Annotated in this window: 20 protein-coding genes; 17 read left to right on the forward strand and 3 right to left on the reverse strand. The window is 32.9% G+C overall.

Translation table 11 applies throughout. From position 1 onward, the window contains the following. Positions 1-10: 10 nt before the first annotated feature. From ABI657_RS00830 to ABI657_RS00880, 11 genes are all read left to right on the forward strand, one after another. On the forward strand, positions 11-688 hold the full coding sequence (locus ABI657_RS00830) for a DUF2461 domain-containing protein (protein WP_348095336.1): 678 nt from the start codon (positions 11-13) through the stop codon (positions 686-688). Positions 689-697: 9 nt separating this feature from the next. Next, positions 698-1,768 carry a glycosyltransferase gene (locus tag ABI657_RS00835; protein WP_348095337.1) on the forward strand — a complete coding sequence of 357 codons (1,071 nt, stop codon included), beginning with the start codon at positions 698-700 and terminating at the stop codon, positions 1,766-1,768. Between the two features lie 3 nt (positions 1,769-1,771). Continuing rightward, positions 1,772-2,335, forward strand: a complete 564-nt coding sequence (locus ABI657_RS00840; RefSeq protein ID WP_348095338.1) for a hypothetical protein — start codon at positions 1,772-1,774, stop codon at positions 2,333-2,335. A 36-nt stretch (positions 2,336-2,371) separates the two neighbouring features. Continuing rightward, positions 2,372-2,551, forward strand: coding sequence for a hypothetical protein (locus tag ABI657_RS00845; protein ID WP_348095339.1), 180 nt, complete (start codon positions 2,372-2,374; stop codon positions 2,549-2,551). 203 nt (positions 2,552-2,754) lie between these two features. Beyond that, entirely contained in the window at positions 2,755-3,768 is a 1,014-nt protein-coding gene (murB, locus tag ABI657_RS00850; RefSeq protein ID WP_348095340.1) for a UDP-N-acetylmuramate dehydrogenase, read from the forward strand. 22 nt (positions 3,769-3,790) lie between these two features. Then, entirely contained in the window at positions 3,791-4,309 is a 519-nt protein-coding gene (locus ABI657_RS00855; RefSeq protein WP_348095341.1) for a hypothetical protein, read from the forward strand. Positions 4,310-4,311: 2 nt separating this feature from the next. Continuing rightward, on the forward strand, positions 4,312-4,926 hold the full coding sequence (locus tag ABI657_RS00860) for an FMN-binding negative transcriptional regulator (RefSeq protein WP_348095342.1): 615 nt from the start codon (positions 4,312-4,314) through the stop codon (positions 4,924-4,926). An 84-nt stretch (positions 4,927-5,010) separates the two neighbouring features. Beyond that, on the forward strand, positions 5,011-6,117 hold the full coding sequence (locus tag ABI657_RS00865; protein ID WP_348095343.1) for a glycosyltransferase: 1,107 nt from the start codon (positions 5,011-5,013) through the stop codon (positions 6,115-6,117). Further along, positions 6,108-6,659 (forward strand): sigma-70 family RNA polymerase sigma factor, encoded by a 552-nt coding sequence (locus ABI657_RS00870; protein WP_348095344.1) that lies wholly within the window; start codon positions 6,108-6,110, stop codon positions 6,657-6,659. Before ABI657_RS00865 ends, ABI657_RS00870 begins: the two co-directional genes overlap by 10 nt. Before the next feature lie 157 nt (positions 6,660-6,816). Continuing rightward, positions 6,817-7,638, forward strand: a complete 822-nt coding sequence (locus ABI657_RS00875; RefSeq protein ID WP_348095345.1) for an energy transducer TonB — start codon at positions 6,817-6,819, stop codon at positions 7,636-7,638. A 146-nt stretch (positions 7,639-7,784) separates the two neighbouring features. Continuing rightward, positions 7,785-8,165 carry a PH domain-containing protein gene (locus ABI657_RS00880; RefSeq protein WP_348095346.1) on the forward strand — a complete coding sequence of 127 codons (381 nt, stop codon included), beginning with the start codon at positions 7,785-7,787 and terminating at the stop codon, positions 8,163-8,165. 60 nt (positions 8,166-8,225) lie between these two features. On the opposite strand, the gene ABI657_RS00885 is transcribed toward ABI657_RS00880, so the two are convergent. Continuing rightward, positions 8,226-9,086, reverse strand: a complete 861-nt coding sequence (locus ABI657_RS00885) for a M48 family metalloprotease (RefSeq protein ID WP_348095347.1) — start codon at positions 9,084-9,086, stop codon at positions 8,226-8,228. A gap of 239 nt (positions 9,087-9,325) precedes the next feature. Between ABI657_RS00885 and lipA the strand changes: the two genes are divergently transcribed. Both lipA and gap read left to right on the forward strand, forming a co-directional pair. Next, positions 9,326-10,192, forward strand: coding sequence for a lipoyl synthase (gene lipA, locus ABI657_RS00890; RefSeq protein ID WP_348095348.1), 867 nt, complete (start codon positions 9,326-9,328; stop codon positions 10,190-10,192). 53 nt (positions 10,193-10,245) lie between these two features. After that, positions 10,246-11,283: a type I glyceraldehyde-3-phosphate dehydrogenase gene (gene gap, locus ABI657_RS00895; protein ID WP_348095349.1), complete on the forward strand. Its 1,038-nt coding sequence runs from the start codon at positions 10,246-10,248 to the stop codon at positions 11,281-11,283. Here gap and lpxK read toward each other — a convergent pair. Beyond that, a complete protein-coding gene (gene lpxK / locus ABI657_RS00900; protein ID WP_348095350.1) occupies positions 11,280-12,302 on the reverse strand; it encodes a tetraacyldisaccharide 4'-kinase in 1,023 nt (340 codons plus the stop codon). The genes gap and lpxK overlap by 4 nt on opposite strands. Before the next feature lie 96 nt (positions 12,303-12,398). Here lpxK and ABI657_RS00905 point away from each other — a divergent pair, with 96 nt between their 5' ends. The 3 genes from ABI657_RS00905 to ABI657_RS00915 are packed head-to-tail and all read left to right on the forward strand — an operon-like array spanning position 12,399 to position 15,211. Continuing rightward, positions 12,399-13,493 carry a Nif3-like dinuclear metal center hexameric protein gene (locus ABI657_RS00905; RefSeq protein WP_348095351.1) on the forward strand — a complete coding sequence of 365 codons (1,095 nt, stop codon included), beginning with the start codon at positions 12,399-12,401 and terminating at the stop codon, positions 13,491-13,493. A 3-nt stretch (positions 13,494-13,496) separates the two neighbouring features. Beyond that, the gene (locus tag ABI657_RS00910; RefSeq protein WP_348095352.1) at positions 13,497-14,276 is read left to right on the forward strand and encodes a C4-type zinc ribbon domain-containing protein; all 780 of its coding nucleotides are present in this window, start codon (positions 13,497-13,499) and stop codon (positions 14,274-14,276) included. 53 nt (positions 14,277-14,329) lie between these two features. After that, the gene (locus tag ABI657_RS00915; protein ID WP_348095353.1) at positions 14,330-15,211 is read left to right on the forward strand and encodes an alpha/beta fold hydrolase; all 882 of its coding nucleotides are present in this window, start codon (positions 14,330-14,332) and stop codon (positions 15,209-15,211) included. A gap of 45 nt (positions 15,212-15,256) precedes the next feature. On the opposite strand, the gene ABI657_RS00920 is transcribed toward ABI657_RS00915, so the two are convergent. Then, entirely contained in the window at positions 15,257-15,940 is a 684-nt protein-coding gene (locus ABI657_RS00920) for a winged helix-turn-helix domain-containing protein (RefSeq protein WP_348095354.1), read from the reverse strand. A gap of 73 nt (positions 15,941-16,013) precedes the next feature. On the opposite strand from ABI657_RS00920, the gene ABI657_RS00925 reads away from it, so the two are divergent. After that, positions 16,014-17,168: a cytochrome P450 gene (locus ABI657_RS00925; protein WP_348095355.1), complete on the forward strand. Its 1,155-nt coding sequence runs from the start codon at positions 16,014-16,016 to the stop codon at positions 17,166-17,168. Position 17,169: the final 1 nt, after the last annotated feature.

Raw genomic sequence — 17,169 nt, forward strand, 5'->3', positions numbered from 1 at the left:
ATACACTGATATGCTTACAAAAGAATCATTGAAATTTTTAGACGATTTAAAAATCAATAATAACAGGGATTGGTTTCAGGATAACAAAAAACGATACGAGATTTTCAAAAAAGAGTACCATCAATTAGTAAGTGATTTTCTGGATGCAATGAAACCGCTTGATCCTTCGTTGGAATTACTAGAAGTTAAAAACTGTACATTCCGTATCAATCGCGATATTCGGTTTTCTAAAGACAAATCACCTTATAAAGCGCATTTAGGTGTTTGGATGTCAACAGGTGCCAAAGGCGCCAACCGTTCCGGATATTACGTGCATATTGAAAAAGGTGCGAGTTTTATTGCCGGAGGATTTTATTCGCCGGATGCTGATCAATTAAAAAAAGTACGAAAGGAAATTGCCTTTTTTTATGATGACCTGGAAGCTGCTTTAGCCGACAAAAACTTCAAAAAAGAATTTGGAAGTTTGGATATAAACGAAAACAGTTCGCTTAAAAACCCACCAAGGGGGTATGAGAAAGACCATCCTGCAATTGAATTTTTAAAATTGAAAAGTTATACCGCTTCACAGAAATTCGACATAAAAGAAGTTACCCAAAAAGACTTTGTTTCAAAAATGAGCAAAAAACTCATTGCATTAAAACCTTTAAACGAATTCATTAATCGCGCTTTAGAAACGGATGAATCTTAAGCTGACAGAATGAAAAAAAGGAAAATACTTTTTTTAGGAGAATCCTATCGTGCAGATGCGATTACCTGGATGAACGGTTTAAGGGAATTTGGCGATTTTGAAATCTGTACATGGGAACTTCAGACACCAAACAATTCAAAACTAAATCGTTTCAAACGGATTTTAGAATATGGCTTCGCTCCTGTTTCGATTCGGAAAACAATCCGAAAAGAAAAACCGGACATGATTATTGCTGAAAGAACAACCAGTTATGGCTTTCTCGCTGCAATTTCAGGGATGCATCCAATTGCAATTGCCCAGCAAGGCCGGACCGATTTATGGCCGGAAGATTCTGTTTTATATCCTTTTAAGAAATTCATTCAGAAATACGCATTCAAAAAAGCTCATTTGATTCACGCATGGGGTCCGGTCATGACCATTTCTATGAAAGAAATTGGTGTTGATATGAAAAAGGTTTTGGTTCTTCCAAAGGGAATTGACTTATCCGCTTTCTCGCCCTACATTAATAATTCAAATAAAATTGAAGCTATTGTTACCCGTTCACTTCAACCCGAATATCGTCATGATTCTATTTTAAAAGCTTTTGCCATTTTACATCAAAAAGGAATTGATTTTTCCTTAACCATTGTTGGCAACGGAACCCGGTTACAATCTCTGAAAGATTTAGCCCAAAATTTACAAATTGAAAATAAAGTAATTTTTACAGGAAGAATTCCAAATACAGAACTTCCTAAATTTTTACAGCAGTCTAATATTTATATCAGCATGCCCATTACAGAGGGGGTTTCTGCTTCCTTGTTTGAAGCTATGGCCTGTAATTGTTATCCTGTTGTTTCAGATATCCCAGGAAATCAAAGCTGGATTACACATCGCAAAAACGGACAATTGATTGAAATTGATAATATTGAAAAACTGGCTGAAGAACTTGTTTGGGCTTTTGAAAATCAAGATTCAAGAAATGAAGCGATTTTACAAAACAGAAAATTTGTAGAAGAAAATGCCAATTACCACATTAACATGAAGATTATCTCAGATCAATATCATGAATTATTGAATAGATATTGGAATGCTAAAAACTAACGAATGGAAGATTTAATTAACGAATCTTACGACTTTGAACAAGTCGACAATAATCCCTTGCATACCAAATATGATTTTGTAAGCAATGGAGAAAAAGACATTCCGAAGAGAATTGCAATGATAAAATATCCTCACCCTGGTTTAGAAAAATTTTATAATTTAGGATTTGGTAATATTTTTATTGACAAAAATGGCAAGGAATTGATTTCTGATATGTCCAGGGATAATAACAAAGCAGATAAGGACAAAGTTCTAAAAACAGTTTTTACCTGTGCTTTGGATTTTTTATCCACTTCTCCAGAATCAATTTTGACTTTTTATGGCAATACATCTGCAAAACACAGACTGTATAAAATGGATTTAAATAAAAATTTACAATCTATTGCCAGTTGTTTTATTATCAAAGGCTGCATAATTCATGATTTAAAAATTACTGAAAATGAAGAAAACGGCAAAGAACTGCATTCAGTTATCAATACAGATACTATTGAATATCAGGATTATGACCCTGAAAAAAGCAGAACATACAGTTTTATAACTTTTAAAATTAAAGATCACTTAAAATAAAATTGTTTATATTTGTACTATTAAAATGATGCTGTTATGAAAAATATAATTAAAGATATTTTAGACAAATCAGGAAAGAAAACTGTTGTTTCTTATAAAGACAAGGATAACAGGCAATCCTTTGATGAAACTTTTGGAAAAAATAAAATGGAAATAGCCTCAAAAATAATTGGTGACAATTCAATATCCCTTTCTGAAAAATTAGCTTTAAAATAAAAATTAAATAATATATTATTTAATAGCCTTCAAATTTTGAAGGCTATTTTTTATTTAAATACAGATTAACAATAGAAAACCTTAGCTTCATTTCTTAAAATATCTTCTTAAATTACAACTGACATTTTTATTAAAATCCAACTCAAATAAATTATAATCCTTACTTTTGAAGTCAGAATCAATTCTTCAAAGCCTTTTTATTTATGGAAATTCAATCCAATTTTTCTTTAAAAAACTACAATACTTTTGGCATTGAAGCCAAAGCGAAAAAATTTGTTGCTGTTCATTCAACTGATGAGTTAAAAACTGTTTTAGAGGAAAATAAAAACGAGAAAAAATTTATTTTAGGAGGCGGAAGCAATATGCTTTTAACTAAAGATATTGAGGCACTTGTGATTCATATTGATCTGAAAGGAAAGAAAATAATCAAAGAGGATGATGACTTTGTCTGGGTAGAAAGCCAGGCTGGCGAAAGATGGCATGATTTCGTTCTTTACACCATCGAAAATAATTTTGGAGGCTTAGAGAATATGTCGCTAATACCCGGAAATGTTGGTACTACACCCGTTCAGAATATCGGAGCCTACGGAACCGAAATCAAGGATACTTTTGTTTCGTGTGAAGCTATGAACATTGAATCTCAGGAGATAAAAACCTTCACCAATGCCGAATGCCATTTTGGTTATCGTGAAAGTGTATTTAAAAATGAAATAAAAGATAAGTTCATTATTACATCCGTTATTTATAAATTAACCAAACGCCATCATAAAATCAATATTTCTTATGGAGATATTGCTGCAGAACTTGCGAAAAATAAAATTGAAATTCCAACTTTAAAAGATGTAAGCAATGCCGTGATTGCCATTAGACAAAGTAAATTGCCAGACCCGAAAGAGTTAGGAAACAGCGGAAGTTTTTTTAAAAATCCGATTCTATTGAAATCAGATTTCGAGAATATCCATACGAAATTTCCAGAAATGAAATATTATGAAGTTTCAGAAACCGAAGTAAAAGTTCCCGCTGGCTGGTTAATTGAAAAAGCCGGTTTTAAGGGTAAACGTTTTGGAGATGCAGGGGTTCATAAAAATCAGGCTTTAGTTTTAGTGAATTACGGAAATGCGACAGGACAGGAAATCTTAGCGGTTTCAAGAGATGTTCAAAAAACTGTTTTTGAAACTTTCGGTATTCATATCGAAGCAGAAGTGAATGTAATCTAGTAATTCACTAATTAATTCCTAAATGAAAAAACTTAATATCAGAGTGGTTTTTATTCAATTGGTTGGAATGATTTTTCTGATTCATGGCATTTTGCAATTAAGATTTTACACAGTAGCTGAAGAGTTTATTTGTGCTACAAGCCATTTTCAAGATGAAAAATCAGAATGCTGGAATAGATTGTTCCCTACCAAAGATGCAATTTTTAATTTTTTACCCAGCATATACATCTGGATATTTTTAGGCTTGTCATTAGGAATCATACTGATAGCTTTTTTGAATTGGAAAAATAAATTGTCTGCCCTAAACACCATTTTGGTTTCAATAGTAATGTACATCATTTTAAGGCTGAAATTTTTCAGAAAAGGAGTGTTTTCCCGATTATTTGATAATATTACTTCAGCATTTTCTGACGACTTTACAACACAATTTATCATCGGAGGAATTATTTTTACTATTACAGGAATTGCTGTTTTATGGCTTAGTGTGAATCTTAATATATTTAATTTTAGAAAGAAAAATTCAGATCAAATTAATTCATAAAAATGTACACACCTGACATCTATAAAAATGAAGATCCGGAATCGATCAGGATTTTTTTAAAAGAAAACAGTTTTGGAATTCTGATCAATCAGACAAATGGAAAATTATGTGCCACTCATATTCCGATAGAACTTGAAATAAATTCTGATGGAAAAGAAATATTACAAGGGCATATTTCCAGGCTAAATCCGCAGGCAGAAGGTTTCGTAGAAAATGATCAGGTTCTCGCTATATTTTCTGGACCTCACAGCTATATTTCTTCTTCCTGGTATGATCATGAAAATGTACCAACGTGGAATTATATTGCTGTACATGTTTATGGCAGAATTAAAATTATTAACGAACGTAACACAACAGAGCAGCTTAAAAAGTTAGTTGATAAATATGAAGCTAATTCAGAAAATCCTGTTCGTGTTGAAGATTTGTCTGCCAAAACCATGCGTCAGGTTAAAGGAATTTTTGGTTTTGAGATAGAAATTGACGAAATTCAGTCTACTAAAAAACTCTCGCAAAGCCGTGACGATCATAATTATAAAAATATCATTTCTGAGTTAAAAAAAACAGAAAACCCACAGTCTATTGCTGTTGCAAAAGAAATGTCAAAATACCGAAAGTAAATTGGTTTTAAACATTGAAAATTAGTAATTCATACCTACATTTGTTCTCGCAAAATTCAGAAATTAAAAAGACAATAAATTCATATGCTTATATTTTTACTTTACTTCTTTATTGCCGTTGTATTCATACAAATTTTTTACTACTTAGGGATTTTTGGAAAGTTTGCTTTTGCTAAACCCCATGGGATTACGCCAAAAAAAGTTCCGGTATCTGTAATTGTCTGCGCAAAAAATGAAGAAGAAAATGTAAAAAAGTTTATTCCTTTATTAGCAGAACAAAATTATCCTGATTTTGAAATTGTCTTAATTGATGATGCTTCAAGTGATGAAACCCTGGAAGCTTTTGAACAATTTGAGGAGCAATATGAAAATATACGTTTAGTAAAAGTAAAAAACAATGAAGCCTTTTGGGGCAACAAAAAATACGCTTTGACATTAGGCATAAAATCAGCTAAGAAAGAGTATTTATTATTTACTGATGCAGACTGTTATCCAGCTTCAAAAGAATGGATTACTGCTATGACTTCACAATTTACGCTGAACAAAACTATTGTTTTGGGATATGGTGCACACGAAAAAATCGAACGCTCTTTACTTAATAAAATTATACGTTTTGAAACCCTGCTTACTGCTATTCAATGCTTTTCATGGGCTAAAGCAGGATTTCCATATATGGGCGTTGGTAGAAACTTAGCCTATAAAAAAGAAGAGTTTTTTAATGTAAATGGTTTCATAGATCACATTCAGGTTCGCTCTGGCGATGATGACCTTTTTGTAAACCAGGCGGCAAATAAAACCAATATTACAATTGCGTATACTCCGGAAAGTTTTACGTATTCTAAACCTAAAGAATCGTATAAGGAATGGTTCGCCCAAAAAAGAAGACACGTTACTACAGCAAATTATTATAAATTTTTTGATAAATTACAATTAAGCCTTTTTTATACATCACAATTATTCTTCTTTTTATTAGTTATAATTTTACTCGCATTTCAGTTTCAATGGATTGCCGTGTTGGCTTTAGTGGCTACCCGCTACACTATTGCATGGATTGTAATTGGATTTTCTGCCGGAAAATTAAAAGAAAATGATATAAAAGTCTGGTTTCCTGTTGTAGAAATAGTGCTTATATTCACTCAAATCAATATCTTTATAACTAATCTCTTTTCAAAACCTGTACATTGGAAATAAATTCTAAAATAGAAAAAGCAAAAAAAGGTGACCAGATTGCCTTTACTTTTTTATTAGATTATTATTGGAATGAAGTGTACGGCTTTATGCTAAAACGTACTGAAAACGAAACCACTGCTGAAGATATTACAATTGAAACTTTCTCAAAAGCTTTTGATAAGATTGCCACTTATAATAAAGAATTCCAGTTTAACACCTGGTTAATTGCGATTGCAAAAAACGTTTACATTGATTTGTTACGCAAAAAGAAAACGTCTCTTTTTATTGAAATCACAGATACAGAAGATCAACAGGCTTATAATATTGCAGACACTACTCCATCTGCAGAAGATGCATTAATTAAGGAACAAAATTTATCCCGCCTGTTGCAATGCATAAAGGAATTAAAACCTCATTATCAGGAAGTGATTCAGTTGCGCTACTTTCAGGAAATGACCTATCAGGAAATTTCGGCTAAAATAAACGAACCTTTAAGCAATGTTAAAGTAAAACTTTTGCGTGCTAAAAAATTATTAGCTGAAATTATCAAACGTAATAGATAATTTATTATCTTTAATCAAAAGATAAAATATTCTTATGTATTTTATTAAAAAAATATCAAATTCACATACTGAAATTTAATTGTTTTTCGTTCTTAGTTAAACCAATACCCACGTTGCTTATGATTTAATGTTACTTAACCTTTTAAATCTATTAACTATGTCTAAATTAAGCCTTTACGAAACCAAGTGGACTGATCTTGTTTTCGAGAACAAAAACAAAGAGTACGGCGCGTACCAATTACGTCAGGAAAGTTCAAAAACCTCATTTTCTGCACTATTTTTAGCCTTATTGCTTATAGCAACTCTGGCAAGTGTATTTATGTTGATTAGCAAATTTCAAAATCCTGTCATCATAGCAACTATACCAACAGTTCTCGATGAAGTAATTAGGCCAGTAGATTTAAATCAGATTGTACCACCGGAAACTGAAGAAGCTGTTACGCCACCGCAAGAAGCTGCAGTGGCTGCACCAATCTCCTCTCAGTTAGTAAATCCTACAATAGTTTCTACTGAACAGGCTTATCAGGAAATTGCGCCTAATACAGATAACAGACCTGTTGTAGATAATACTTCCGAGGGAACACGAACTATTGTTAATGCATTACCATCAACTGGTGGAGGTGGTGGAGAAGTTGCACCATCAACACGAACTAATGAACCTGTTTTAATAAATGAGTTAGATAAGCTGCCTGAATTTCCCGGAGGAATGAGTAAGTTTTATACTTATGTTGGAAATAACTTCAACAGACCTGAATTAGATGCAGACAGAACTATGAGAGTATACGTGTCATTTGTTATAGAAAAAGATGGTTCCATGACTGATATAATAGTAAAACAAGATCCGGGTTATGGCCTGGGTAAAGAAGCTATAAGAGTTTTGAAATCATTAAAAACAAAATGGACACCAGGTATGATAAATTCTAAACCGGTAAGAACAGCATACAATCTTCCAATTACCATAAAGGTGGAAGCAGAATAAAACAACAAAAGCAGAATTTAGGTTCTGCTTTTTTTATGTTACTATTTTTATAAAATTAAGTTTGTAACCGAAAAATTGTTTCCTAAAATGTTACTTTTACATACCTTTAAATTAGTAATATCATAAAAAAATAAAAATCTTATAAAATGGGAATATTTTCGGCAATACTTGGTAATGCTGGCTCAGTCAGCCAGGATGACTTACTTAAAAAATATGGACAGCTTTTAATTGACAACGAAGAAATTGAAATGGGGTTTAAATTAATCCGGGACACTTTTATTTTTACCAATAAAAGATTAATTCTGGTTGATGTACAAGGCCTTACTGGTAGCAAAACAGAATATAAATCAATTTCATACAAAAGCATTACCCGATTTAGCGTAGAAACTGCAGGAACTTTTGAACTTGATGCCGAATTAAAAATTTGGGTTTCAAGCGAACAAAACCCAAGTATTATTAAGCAATTCAATAAATCTGTAAATGTATATGATGTCCAAAAAGTATTGGCACATCACGTTTTAGGGTAATTTTCAAATAAAAAACCCGGCAAATCTTATAATTTGCCGGGTTTGATTTATTAAATAAAATTATTTTTTCTTTTTTGCAGCTGTTTTTTTAATTGTCGTCTTTTTAACCGGAGCTCCATTAACAATTTTTTGCTGTACATATGCTTTGTAAACTCCATCTTGTTCAGCTCTTTTTTTAGCATCATCTGCTCTTTTCTTTGAATCAGGGTGAGAACTCATCATTTGATCAATAAATGAAGCTTCTGTTCCTTCGCTCATTTTTGCCAAAATTCTGAAAGCAGATTCTGCAGCATTCACATTATAACCATTTTTCTTCAAAAATTCATATGAGAATAAATCTGCTTCGGTTTCTTGTTTACGGCTATGCTTACTATCAATTAAGGCGCTTCCAATTTTTCCTAACTGGCTATCAGTAACTGACGCTACAGTAGCTGACTGTGAAGAAACTCCATCAATCAAGGCTTCTTTTTGGTAAGCTGCACGCATGGCATCCCTTGAGTCATTATTCGCAACGTGCCCGACTTCATGGCCAATAACCGCAAGCAATTCGTTATCATCCATAATATCCATTAATCCGGAATAGACACGAACACTTCCATCGGCAGTTGCAAATGCATTCACCTCTTTTAATTTATATACTTTATAATTTAGCGTATAACCTTCTCCTTTGGTATGTTTTCCAAAAAGCCTGTTTAACCTTATCGTATAAGGATCCTTTGGCCCTGCAACTTCATGCTCAGCGTCCATCTTTTCTACAGCAGCTTTTGACAATGCTGCCGCATCTTCATTGCTTAAAGTAAAACTTGCAACCCCTTTCTGAAGAGCTCCTATTGCCTTTTCTCCAAAATTAATTTGGGCATTCATTTTAGATGAAATAAAAAAAGCCAATGCAGCTCCTAAAACTATAATTTTATTTTTCATATTTCTTATTTAATTGATAACACAAATATACTCAGAACTAAAAAAATAAATGAAATTAATATTATTTGTTTTAGCTGTTAAACATTTATAGCATCATTTAGTTATTCAATTCACTACCGAATTTATGCTATGAAATTAACAAATCATCAATAATAAATCCATAACCAAACAACATAAGAAACGCAGATAATGCTAACTTAAACCAACTTTATGTATCTTTGCATTTTGAATTTTGAGATATGGAAACAGTCATTGAAAATATACCCACTCCAAAACCTAAATGGTTAAAAGTTAAACTTCCTATTGGACAAAAATATACTGAGCTGCGTGGTTTGGTTGACAAATATAGCCTTAATACGATTTGTACTTCCGGCAGCTGCCCAAATATGGGAGAATGCTGGGGTGAAGGAACGGCTACGTTTATGATTTTAGGAAATATCTGTACACGTTCCTGTGGTTTTTGTGGTGTAAAAACCGGAAGACCCGAGACTGTAGATTGGGACGAACCTGAAAAAGTTGCCCGTTCTATCAAAATAATGAATATCAAACATGCCGTGGTTACGAGTGTTGACAGGGATGACTTAAAAGATGGCGGTTCTATTATCTGGATTGAAACTGTAAAAGCTATCCGCAGAATGAATCCAAACACAACCCTTGAAACTTTGATACCGGATTTCCAGGGAATCGAAAGAAACCTGGACCGAATTGTAGAAGCAAATCCTGAAGTTGTTTCCCATAATATGGAAACTGTTCGCCGTTTGACGCGTGAAGTTCGTATTCAGGCAAAATATGATCGTAGTCTTGAAGTTTTACGTTATCTGAAAGAGAAAGGAATTAACAGAACCAAATCAGGAATCATGTTAGGTCTTGGTGAAACAGAAGAAGAAGTTTTTCAAACCATGACAGATTTACGTAATGCCAATGTTGATGTGGTAACAATTGGTCAATATCTTCAGCCAAGCAAAAGGCATTTACCTGTAAAAGAATTCATTACGCCAGACCAATTTGCCAAATATGAAAAATTTGGTCTTGAGTTAGGTTTTCGTCATGTCGAAAGCGGTCCATTGGTTCGTTCTTCTTACAAAGCGCAAAAACATATTTTATAAAATTCAATCGTTAAATCGATAGACAAATACAATTCACCAATTAAACAATAAGAGTGAAAACAAGAATTGCCATAAATGGTTTTGGAAGAATTGGCCGAAATTTATTCCGGTTACTTTTAAATCATCCCGAAATAGAAGTTGTTGCCATAAATGATATCGCTGATACCACAACCATGGCGCATTTGATAAAATATGACAGCATCCATGGCGTGTTGCCTTTCGTGGTGAGTCATAACGAAGAAGGAATTATTATTGATGGCAGGCTTTTTTTATTTTTTCACGATAAAAACATTTCAGACTTAAACTGGAAAATTCATAACATCGATTTTGTAGTAGAATCTACAGGGAAATATAAAACGTACGAAGAATTAAATGCCCATATTCTGGCTGGAGCAAAAAAAGTAATTCTTTCGGCTCCATCAGAAATTGAAACCATCAAGACAGTGGTTTTAGGTGTTAATGAATCTATTCTTGACGGTACTGAAACTATTATATCCAACGCAAGCTGTACGACTAATAATGCGGCCCCAATGATCAAGATAATTGATGAATTGTGCGGTATTGAGCAAGCTTACATCACAACTATTCACTCTTATACTACCGATCAAAGTTTACACGATCAGCCACATAAGGATTTACGAAGAGCAAGAGGCGCCAGTCAATCTATTGTTCCAACAACAACCGGAGCTGCTAAAGCCCTGACCAAGATTTTTCCTAAATTGGTTGACAAAATTGGAGGTTGTGGTATTCGTGTCCCAGTTCCGGATGGTTCATTAACTGATATTACCTTTAATGTAAAACGTGCCGTATCTATTGAAGAAATCAACAAAGCATTTGAAAACGCCTCTAAAACTAATCTTAAAGGAATTTTAGATTACACCGAAGATCCGATTGTTTCTGTGGATATTATTGGCAATAGACATTCGTGCCTTTTCGATTCTCAACTTACCTCCGTGATTGATAAAATGGTTAAAGTTGTAGGCTGGTATGATAATGAAATTGGTTATTCATCCCGACTTATTGATTTGATTTTGCTTTCGGTAAAGATGACTAAAGATTTAAAACATACCCATTACGAGAAGGTTTTTTAAATCATCAAATCCTTATTTACATATTGTAAAATTGTGGAATCAAAATTTTGTCCCTGATTGATAAAGTTGCTTTTTATAGGAAGATAATACAGCTGAGATATTAATTTAGAATCTTTTAAACGAACATAATCCTTTTCGGTCGTAATGATTTTTCTTCCCAGGGATTTATTCTGAATCGATTCTAAATCTTCCTCAGAAAAATGATAGTGATCCGCAAAGGTCAAACATTCATCATTTTCATTTTTCAGATAATCGAAAAACGAAACTGGTTTTGCAATTCCGGCTAAAAGTAATTTTGACTCTGACTTAATTTCAGAAACACCAATTTTTTCATTTTTTCCATAAACATCATCGTCGTAATCTATAAAAGTGAAATATAATTGCTGATTAGTATTTAATTTTAACTTTCGTTCAATTCTATTCTGATCTTCATTGGACAGATTATTAGGACATTTCGTCACAATAACAACATTGGCACGATCAGCTCCACTCCTGCTCTCCCTTAAATTTCCGGTTGGCAGTATAAAATCATCCGCATATAAATCTCCATAAGAAGTCAATAAAATATAAAAACCTGCTTTGACTTTCCGGTGCTGGTAGGCGTCATCAAGTAAAATTATTTGAGGTTTTTCATTTTGAGAAAGCAATGTTGTAATTCCGTTAGTTCTATTTGCATCAACAGATACCTGAATATTTGGAAATTTTCGATAAAACTGAAAAGGCTCATCGCCTATAATTTCTGCATTTGAAGTCGAATCAGCCAAAATAAAACCTTCTGATTTACGCTTATAACCCCGACTTAATGTTGCAACTTTATACTTATCAGACAATAAACGAATCAGATATTCAATTTGAGGTGTTTTGCCTGTTCCGCCAACACTAAGATTTCCAACAGCAATAACAGGAATATCAAATGAATAAGATTTCAGGATTCCTTTATCAAACAGAAAATTCCGAATTGTAGTTATGCATCCGTATAAAATGGCAAATGGGAACAGTATTTTTCGAAGTACATTCATTTTACGAAAGTATAATTTTTTTCGTTAATTTGTTTCAGGTTTCAAGCATACAAGACATGAAAACCTAAAACCTAAAACCTGAAACAAAAGTAAAAAATGAAAATCAAAAATATAATAGAAGTTCTTGAAGAAATGGCTCCTTTGGCTTACGCCGAAGACTTTGACAATGTTGGCCTTTTAGTTGGAAATTCAGAAACCGAAAGTACCGGAGTTTTGGTTTGTCACGATGCTTTAGAAACTGTAATTGAAGAAGCCATTACCAAAAACTGCAATTTGGTGGTTTGTTTTCATCCCATATTATTCTCCGGAATTAAAAAAATAACTGGCAAAAATTATGTAGAACGTGCGATTTTAAAAGCTATTAAAAATGATATTGCCATTTATGCCGTTCACACTGCCTTGGACAATCATTCACAAGGTGTTAATAAAATATTTTGTGATGCTTTACGTTTGACAAACATTAAAATTTTAATTCCTAAACAGAATTTCATTCAAAAATTAGCAACTTTTACTGTTCCTGAAAATGCTCAAAAAGTACGTCAGGCTTTATTTGATGCAGGCGCCGGAACTATCGGAAATTATGATAATTGCAGTTTTAATTCTAACGGAACTGGAACTTATAAAGGCAATTCTGAAAGTCATGCTGTAATTGGAGAACGTCATGAATTAACCGAAACTCAAGAAATAAAAATTGAAGTTACTTTTGAAAAACATTTGCAATCCAGAATTTTAAAGGCCCTTTTTGCGAATCATATTTATGAAGAAGTGGCGTATGAAATTTACGACCTTCAAAATTCTCATCAGAATATTGGTTTGGGAATGATTGGTGAATTTACATCTGAAATGGTGGAAAAAGAATTTCTCACTTTCGTGAAAGATAAAATGAAAGCTGATGGAATTCGTCATTCAGCCTTTACAGGAAAAAAAATAAAGAAAGTTGCTGTCTTGGGAGGATCAGGAAGTTTTGCCATCAAAAATGCAATTCAGGCCGGAGCAGATGCTTTTTTGACCGCCGATTTAAAGTATCATCAATTTTATGAGGCCGAAAACAACTTACTTTTAGCGGATATTGGTCATTTTGAGAGCGAACGCTATACAAAAAATTATATTGTTGATTATCTTAGGAAAAAAATCCTTAATTTTGCAATCATTTTATCAGAAGAAAATACAAATCCAGTTAAGTACTTATAGAATATGGCGAATACGAAAGAATTAAGTGTTGAGGACAAGTTAAGAGCAATTTACGATTTACAGCTTATTGACTCGAGAATTGACGAAATCAGAAACGTAAGAGGAGAACTTCCATTAGAAGTGGAAGATTTAGAAGATGAAGTTGCAGGTTTAAGCACGCGTTCAGAAAAACTAAAAAGTGAACTTGAAGTAGTTGAGGATCTTATTAAATCTAAGAAAAACGCTATTGACGAGCACAAAGAAGTTATCAAAAAATACACAAAACAACAAGAATCAGTTCGTAATAACAGAGAATTTAATTCGTTGACTAAAGAGGTTGAATTTCAGGAATTGGAAATTCAACTGTCTGAAAAGCAAATCAAGGAAATGAAAGCTTCTATCGAACATAAAAAAGAGGTGATTTCTAATTTAAAAGAAAAATTAGAAGCTAAAAGCAACCATTTAAAGCATAAAAAATCTGAATTGGATGCCATCATGGCTGAAACTCAAAAAGAAGAAATTTTCCTTACAGAGAAATCAGCAGAGTATTCAGGACAAATCGAAGATAGATTATTAGCTGCTTACAACAGAATCAGAAGCAGTGTTCGTAATGGTTTAGCAGTAGTTTCTATTGAAAGAGGTGCTTCTGCAGGATCATTCTTTACGATTCCACCGCAAACTCAGGTTGAAATCGCTTCCAGAAAGAAAATCATCACGGATGAGCATTCAGGAAGAATTTTAGTTGACAGCGCACTTGCTGATGAAGAAAAAGAAAAAATGGAACAATTGTTCTCGAATATCTAAATACATTGTCCCGATAATATCGGGACTTTTTTTTACCATTAAATTGATTTATTTTGGGAATTAAAAAAGGAATTCGTTTTATTACACTAAAATCGGTTGGACAATATATCAACTTTCTGAGTTATGTTCGTCCACAAAAAGCCGTTGAACTTTCATACGCACTTTTTAGCCAACCCCGAATTGGAAGATTACAAAAAGAACGCTTGCCTGAAATTCTTAAAAATACAGAAACCGAAACGTTTCATCATAACGACCATCATTTTCAAACGTATGTATGGAAAGGGAACGACAACAAAATTCTTCTGGTTCATGGTTGGGAAAGCAATTCTTCAAGATGGGAAAAAACATTACCTCATCTCCAAAAATCAGGCAGTACCATAATCGCTATTGATGCACCGGCACATGGGCAAAGCAGTGGTAAAGAATTTAATGTTCCGCTTTATGCCCAGTTCATTAATAAGGCAGTAGAAAAATACCAGCCCAATATTATCATTGGTCACTCAATTGGTGGAGCAGCCTGCGTATATCATCAATATTTATTTCCAAATACAAGTATCAATAAAATGGTAATTTTGGGAGCACCATCCGATTTAAAAACACTGATCGATAATTATGTTTCTATGTTGAGTCTGAATACCAAAATGTTTTCACTTTTGGAAAATCGTTTTTTGACCCATTTTAATTTCAAACTCGAAGATTTCTCAGGCCAAAAATTCGCTTCCGAATTCAATGTTTCCGGATTGATTGTACATGATGCTTCTGATAATATAGTTTCTTTTGAAGAAGGAAAAAAAATTGCGAGCAACTGGAAAAACAGTCGGTTTATTGAGACTAAAGGTTTAGGTCACGGAATGCACGATGATGAATTGTATCAGAAAGTACTTGATTTTCTATTTTCTGAGGGTTCTGAGATTATAAGTACTAAGACACATTAAGAATCTAAATAATTTTAATCAAATATGAGTTTAGAGCCTAAAATTCTAAGAAACAATTATTTTAAAATACCTCAAAAACTCCTTCTCTCCTTTTGCTGTAATAGTTACGGCTCTTGAATTTTTATTTCTTCTGAGCCAATCCTCGGTTATCATTTTATTTAATAGTAATGCTCCTATTGAACCTGCGATATGATTACGTCTTTCGCTCCAATCCAGGCATGGTTTTATGAAGATTCTTTTTTGTTTTTGAGCATCTTCTATATTAATTCCAAAATCTGAAAACCATTTATCTCCTTCGTTCGAAATCTTAAAAACACCCTTTTTTTCGATAATTATCTTTTGTTCCAATAAACTATCGGCTAAGGCAACACCAATTTTTCCCGCTAAATGATCGTAACAAGTCCGGCAATATTTTACGGGAGGATATTTTTCTGATTTGTTTTTAACAGAAACTTCATGTTTTGGAATAAGATTCGCCATTGCTTCTACAGCATAGGCAACTTCTTTATTATAAAATCTGTAATATTTGTGCCGCCCTTGTTTTTCAACACAAATTAAATTGGCATCCAGCAACTTGCCCAAATGCATACTGATATTTTGCGCTGATGTATCAACTGCAATAGCTAATTCGGTTGCGGTGAATGCTCTTCCGTCTAATAAATTCCATAAAATTGAGGCGCGTGTTGCGTCACCAATTAAGGTTGCTGTTTTTATAAATTGATCTTCCATTTTATTTCATAGTTAAATACAGACTGAACTATTACTTTGTAAAGTTAAATAACTTTGACAGAAACAATTTAATATGTGTACTACTTTATTTCTGCAATCTGATATTCAGGATCCCTATTCAATATATAAATCAATGTTAGAAAAACATCCGGTATACTGGGATGAAAGCAATAAAATATGGGCAATTTATTCGTATGAATATTGCGTTGAAATTCTCAACAATACCAATGCATGGATTCCTGCTGTAAATCCAGATAATGAACAAAAGCTGAACGAATATGCTTTAAAAATTCTGAATAATCTAACCCGATTATCGAATGGAATACAGCATGAAATATCAAAAGAAATTGCGATGTTATTAATTTCAAATATAAAATCAATTAACATCAGCAAAATTGTTTCATCATTGATCGAAAGTGATTTAGTTGATCATAAAATAGATTGGGTTGATTCAGTTTGTAAAAGATTGCCGGTTCTTGTTCTTTTAAAAAGTTTTGGTTTTGAAGAAAATGACTGTCAATTTATTTCAGATAAAATAGAATCTTATGCCAAAATTATGCTTTCACAGAAAAAGGAAGAACAAGTAAAAGCGATTAATGAGAATTCAGAAAAACTTTATTTGATTGTTGAAAAACATCTTTCTTCACTATCATTATACGATTCGTTATTAATCAAAATTTCGAATCAATATCATATTTCGACAGAAGAAACCACTTCGATTGCTGTTAGTAATTTTATTGGTTTGTGTATTCAGGGTTTTGACGCCGGTCGTGGAATTCTAAGCAATTCCTTATTGCAAATTATGCAACATACAACTTTTTCAAACAGAATTGAAGTTGAAAAAACGGTTATTGAAATGTTGCGTTTTGATCCGCCGATTCATAATACTAGACGAATTGCCATTGAAAATTTTTACATCGGCGAAAGCCAAATTAAAAAAGGAGATTCGATATTAATTGTCCTGGCTTCGGCAAATCGTGATTTCAAAAAGTTTGAAAATGCCATGGATTTCGATATTGAAAGAATAAACAATAATGAAAACCTAACTTTCGGAACAGGTGGTCATATGTGTCTGGCTAAATATTTTTCTATTCATTTGGCAACAGAAGCACTTTCGCATTTGTTTCAGAATTACAAATCTGTTTCATTGTTAGAAAATCAAATTCAGTACGAACCACTTATAAATGCCAGATTACCGAAAAATATCTGGATTTCATTACAAAAATAAA

The sequence above is a fragment of the Flavobacterium sp. genome (genome assembly GCF_039930565.1).
Lineage (GTDB): Bacteria > Bacteroidota > Bacteroidia > Flavobacteriales > Flavobacteriaceae > Flavobacterium.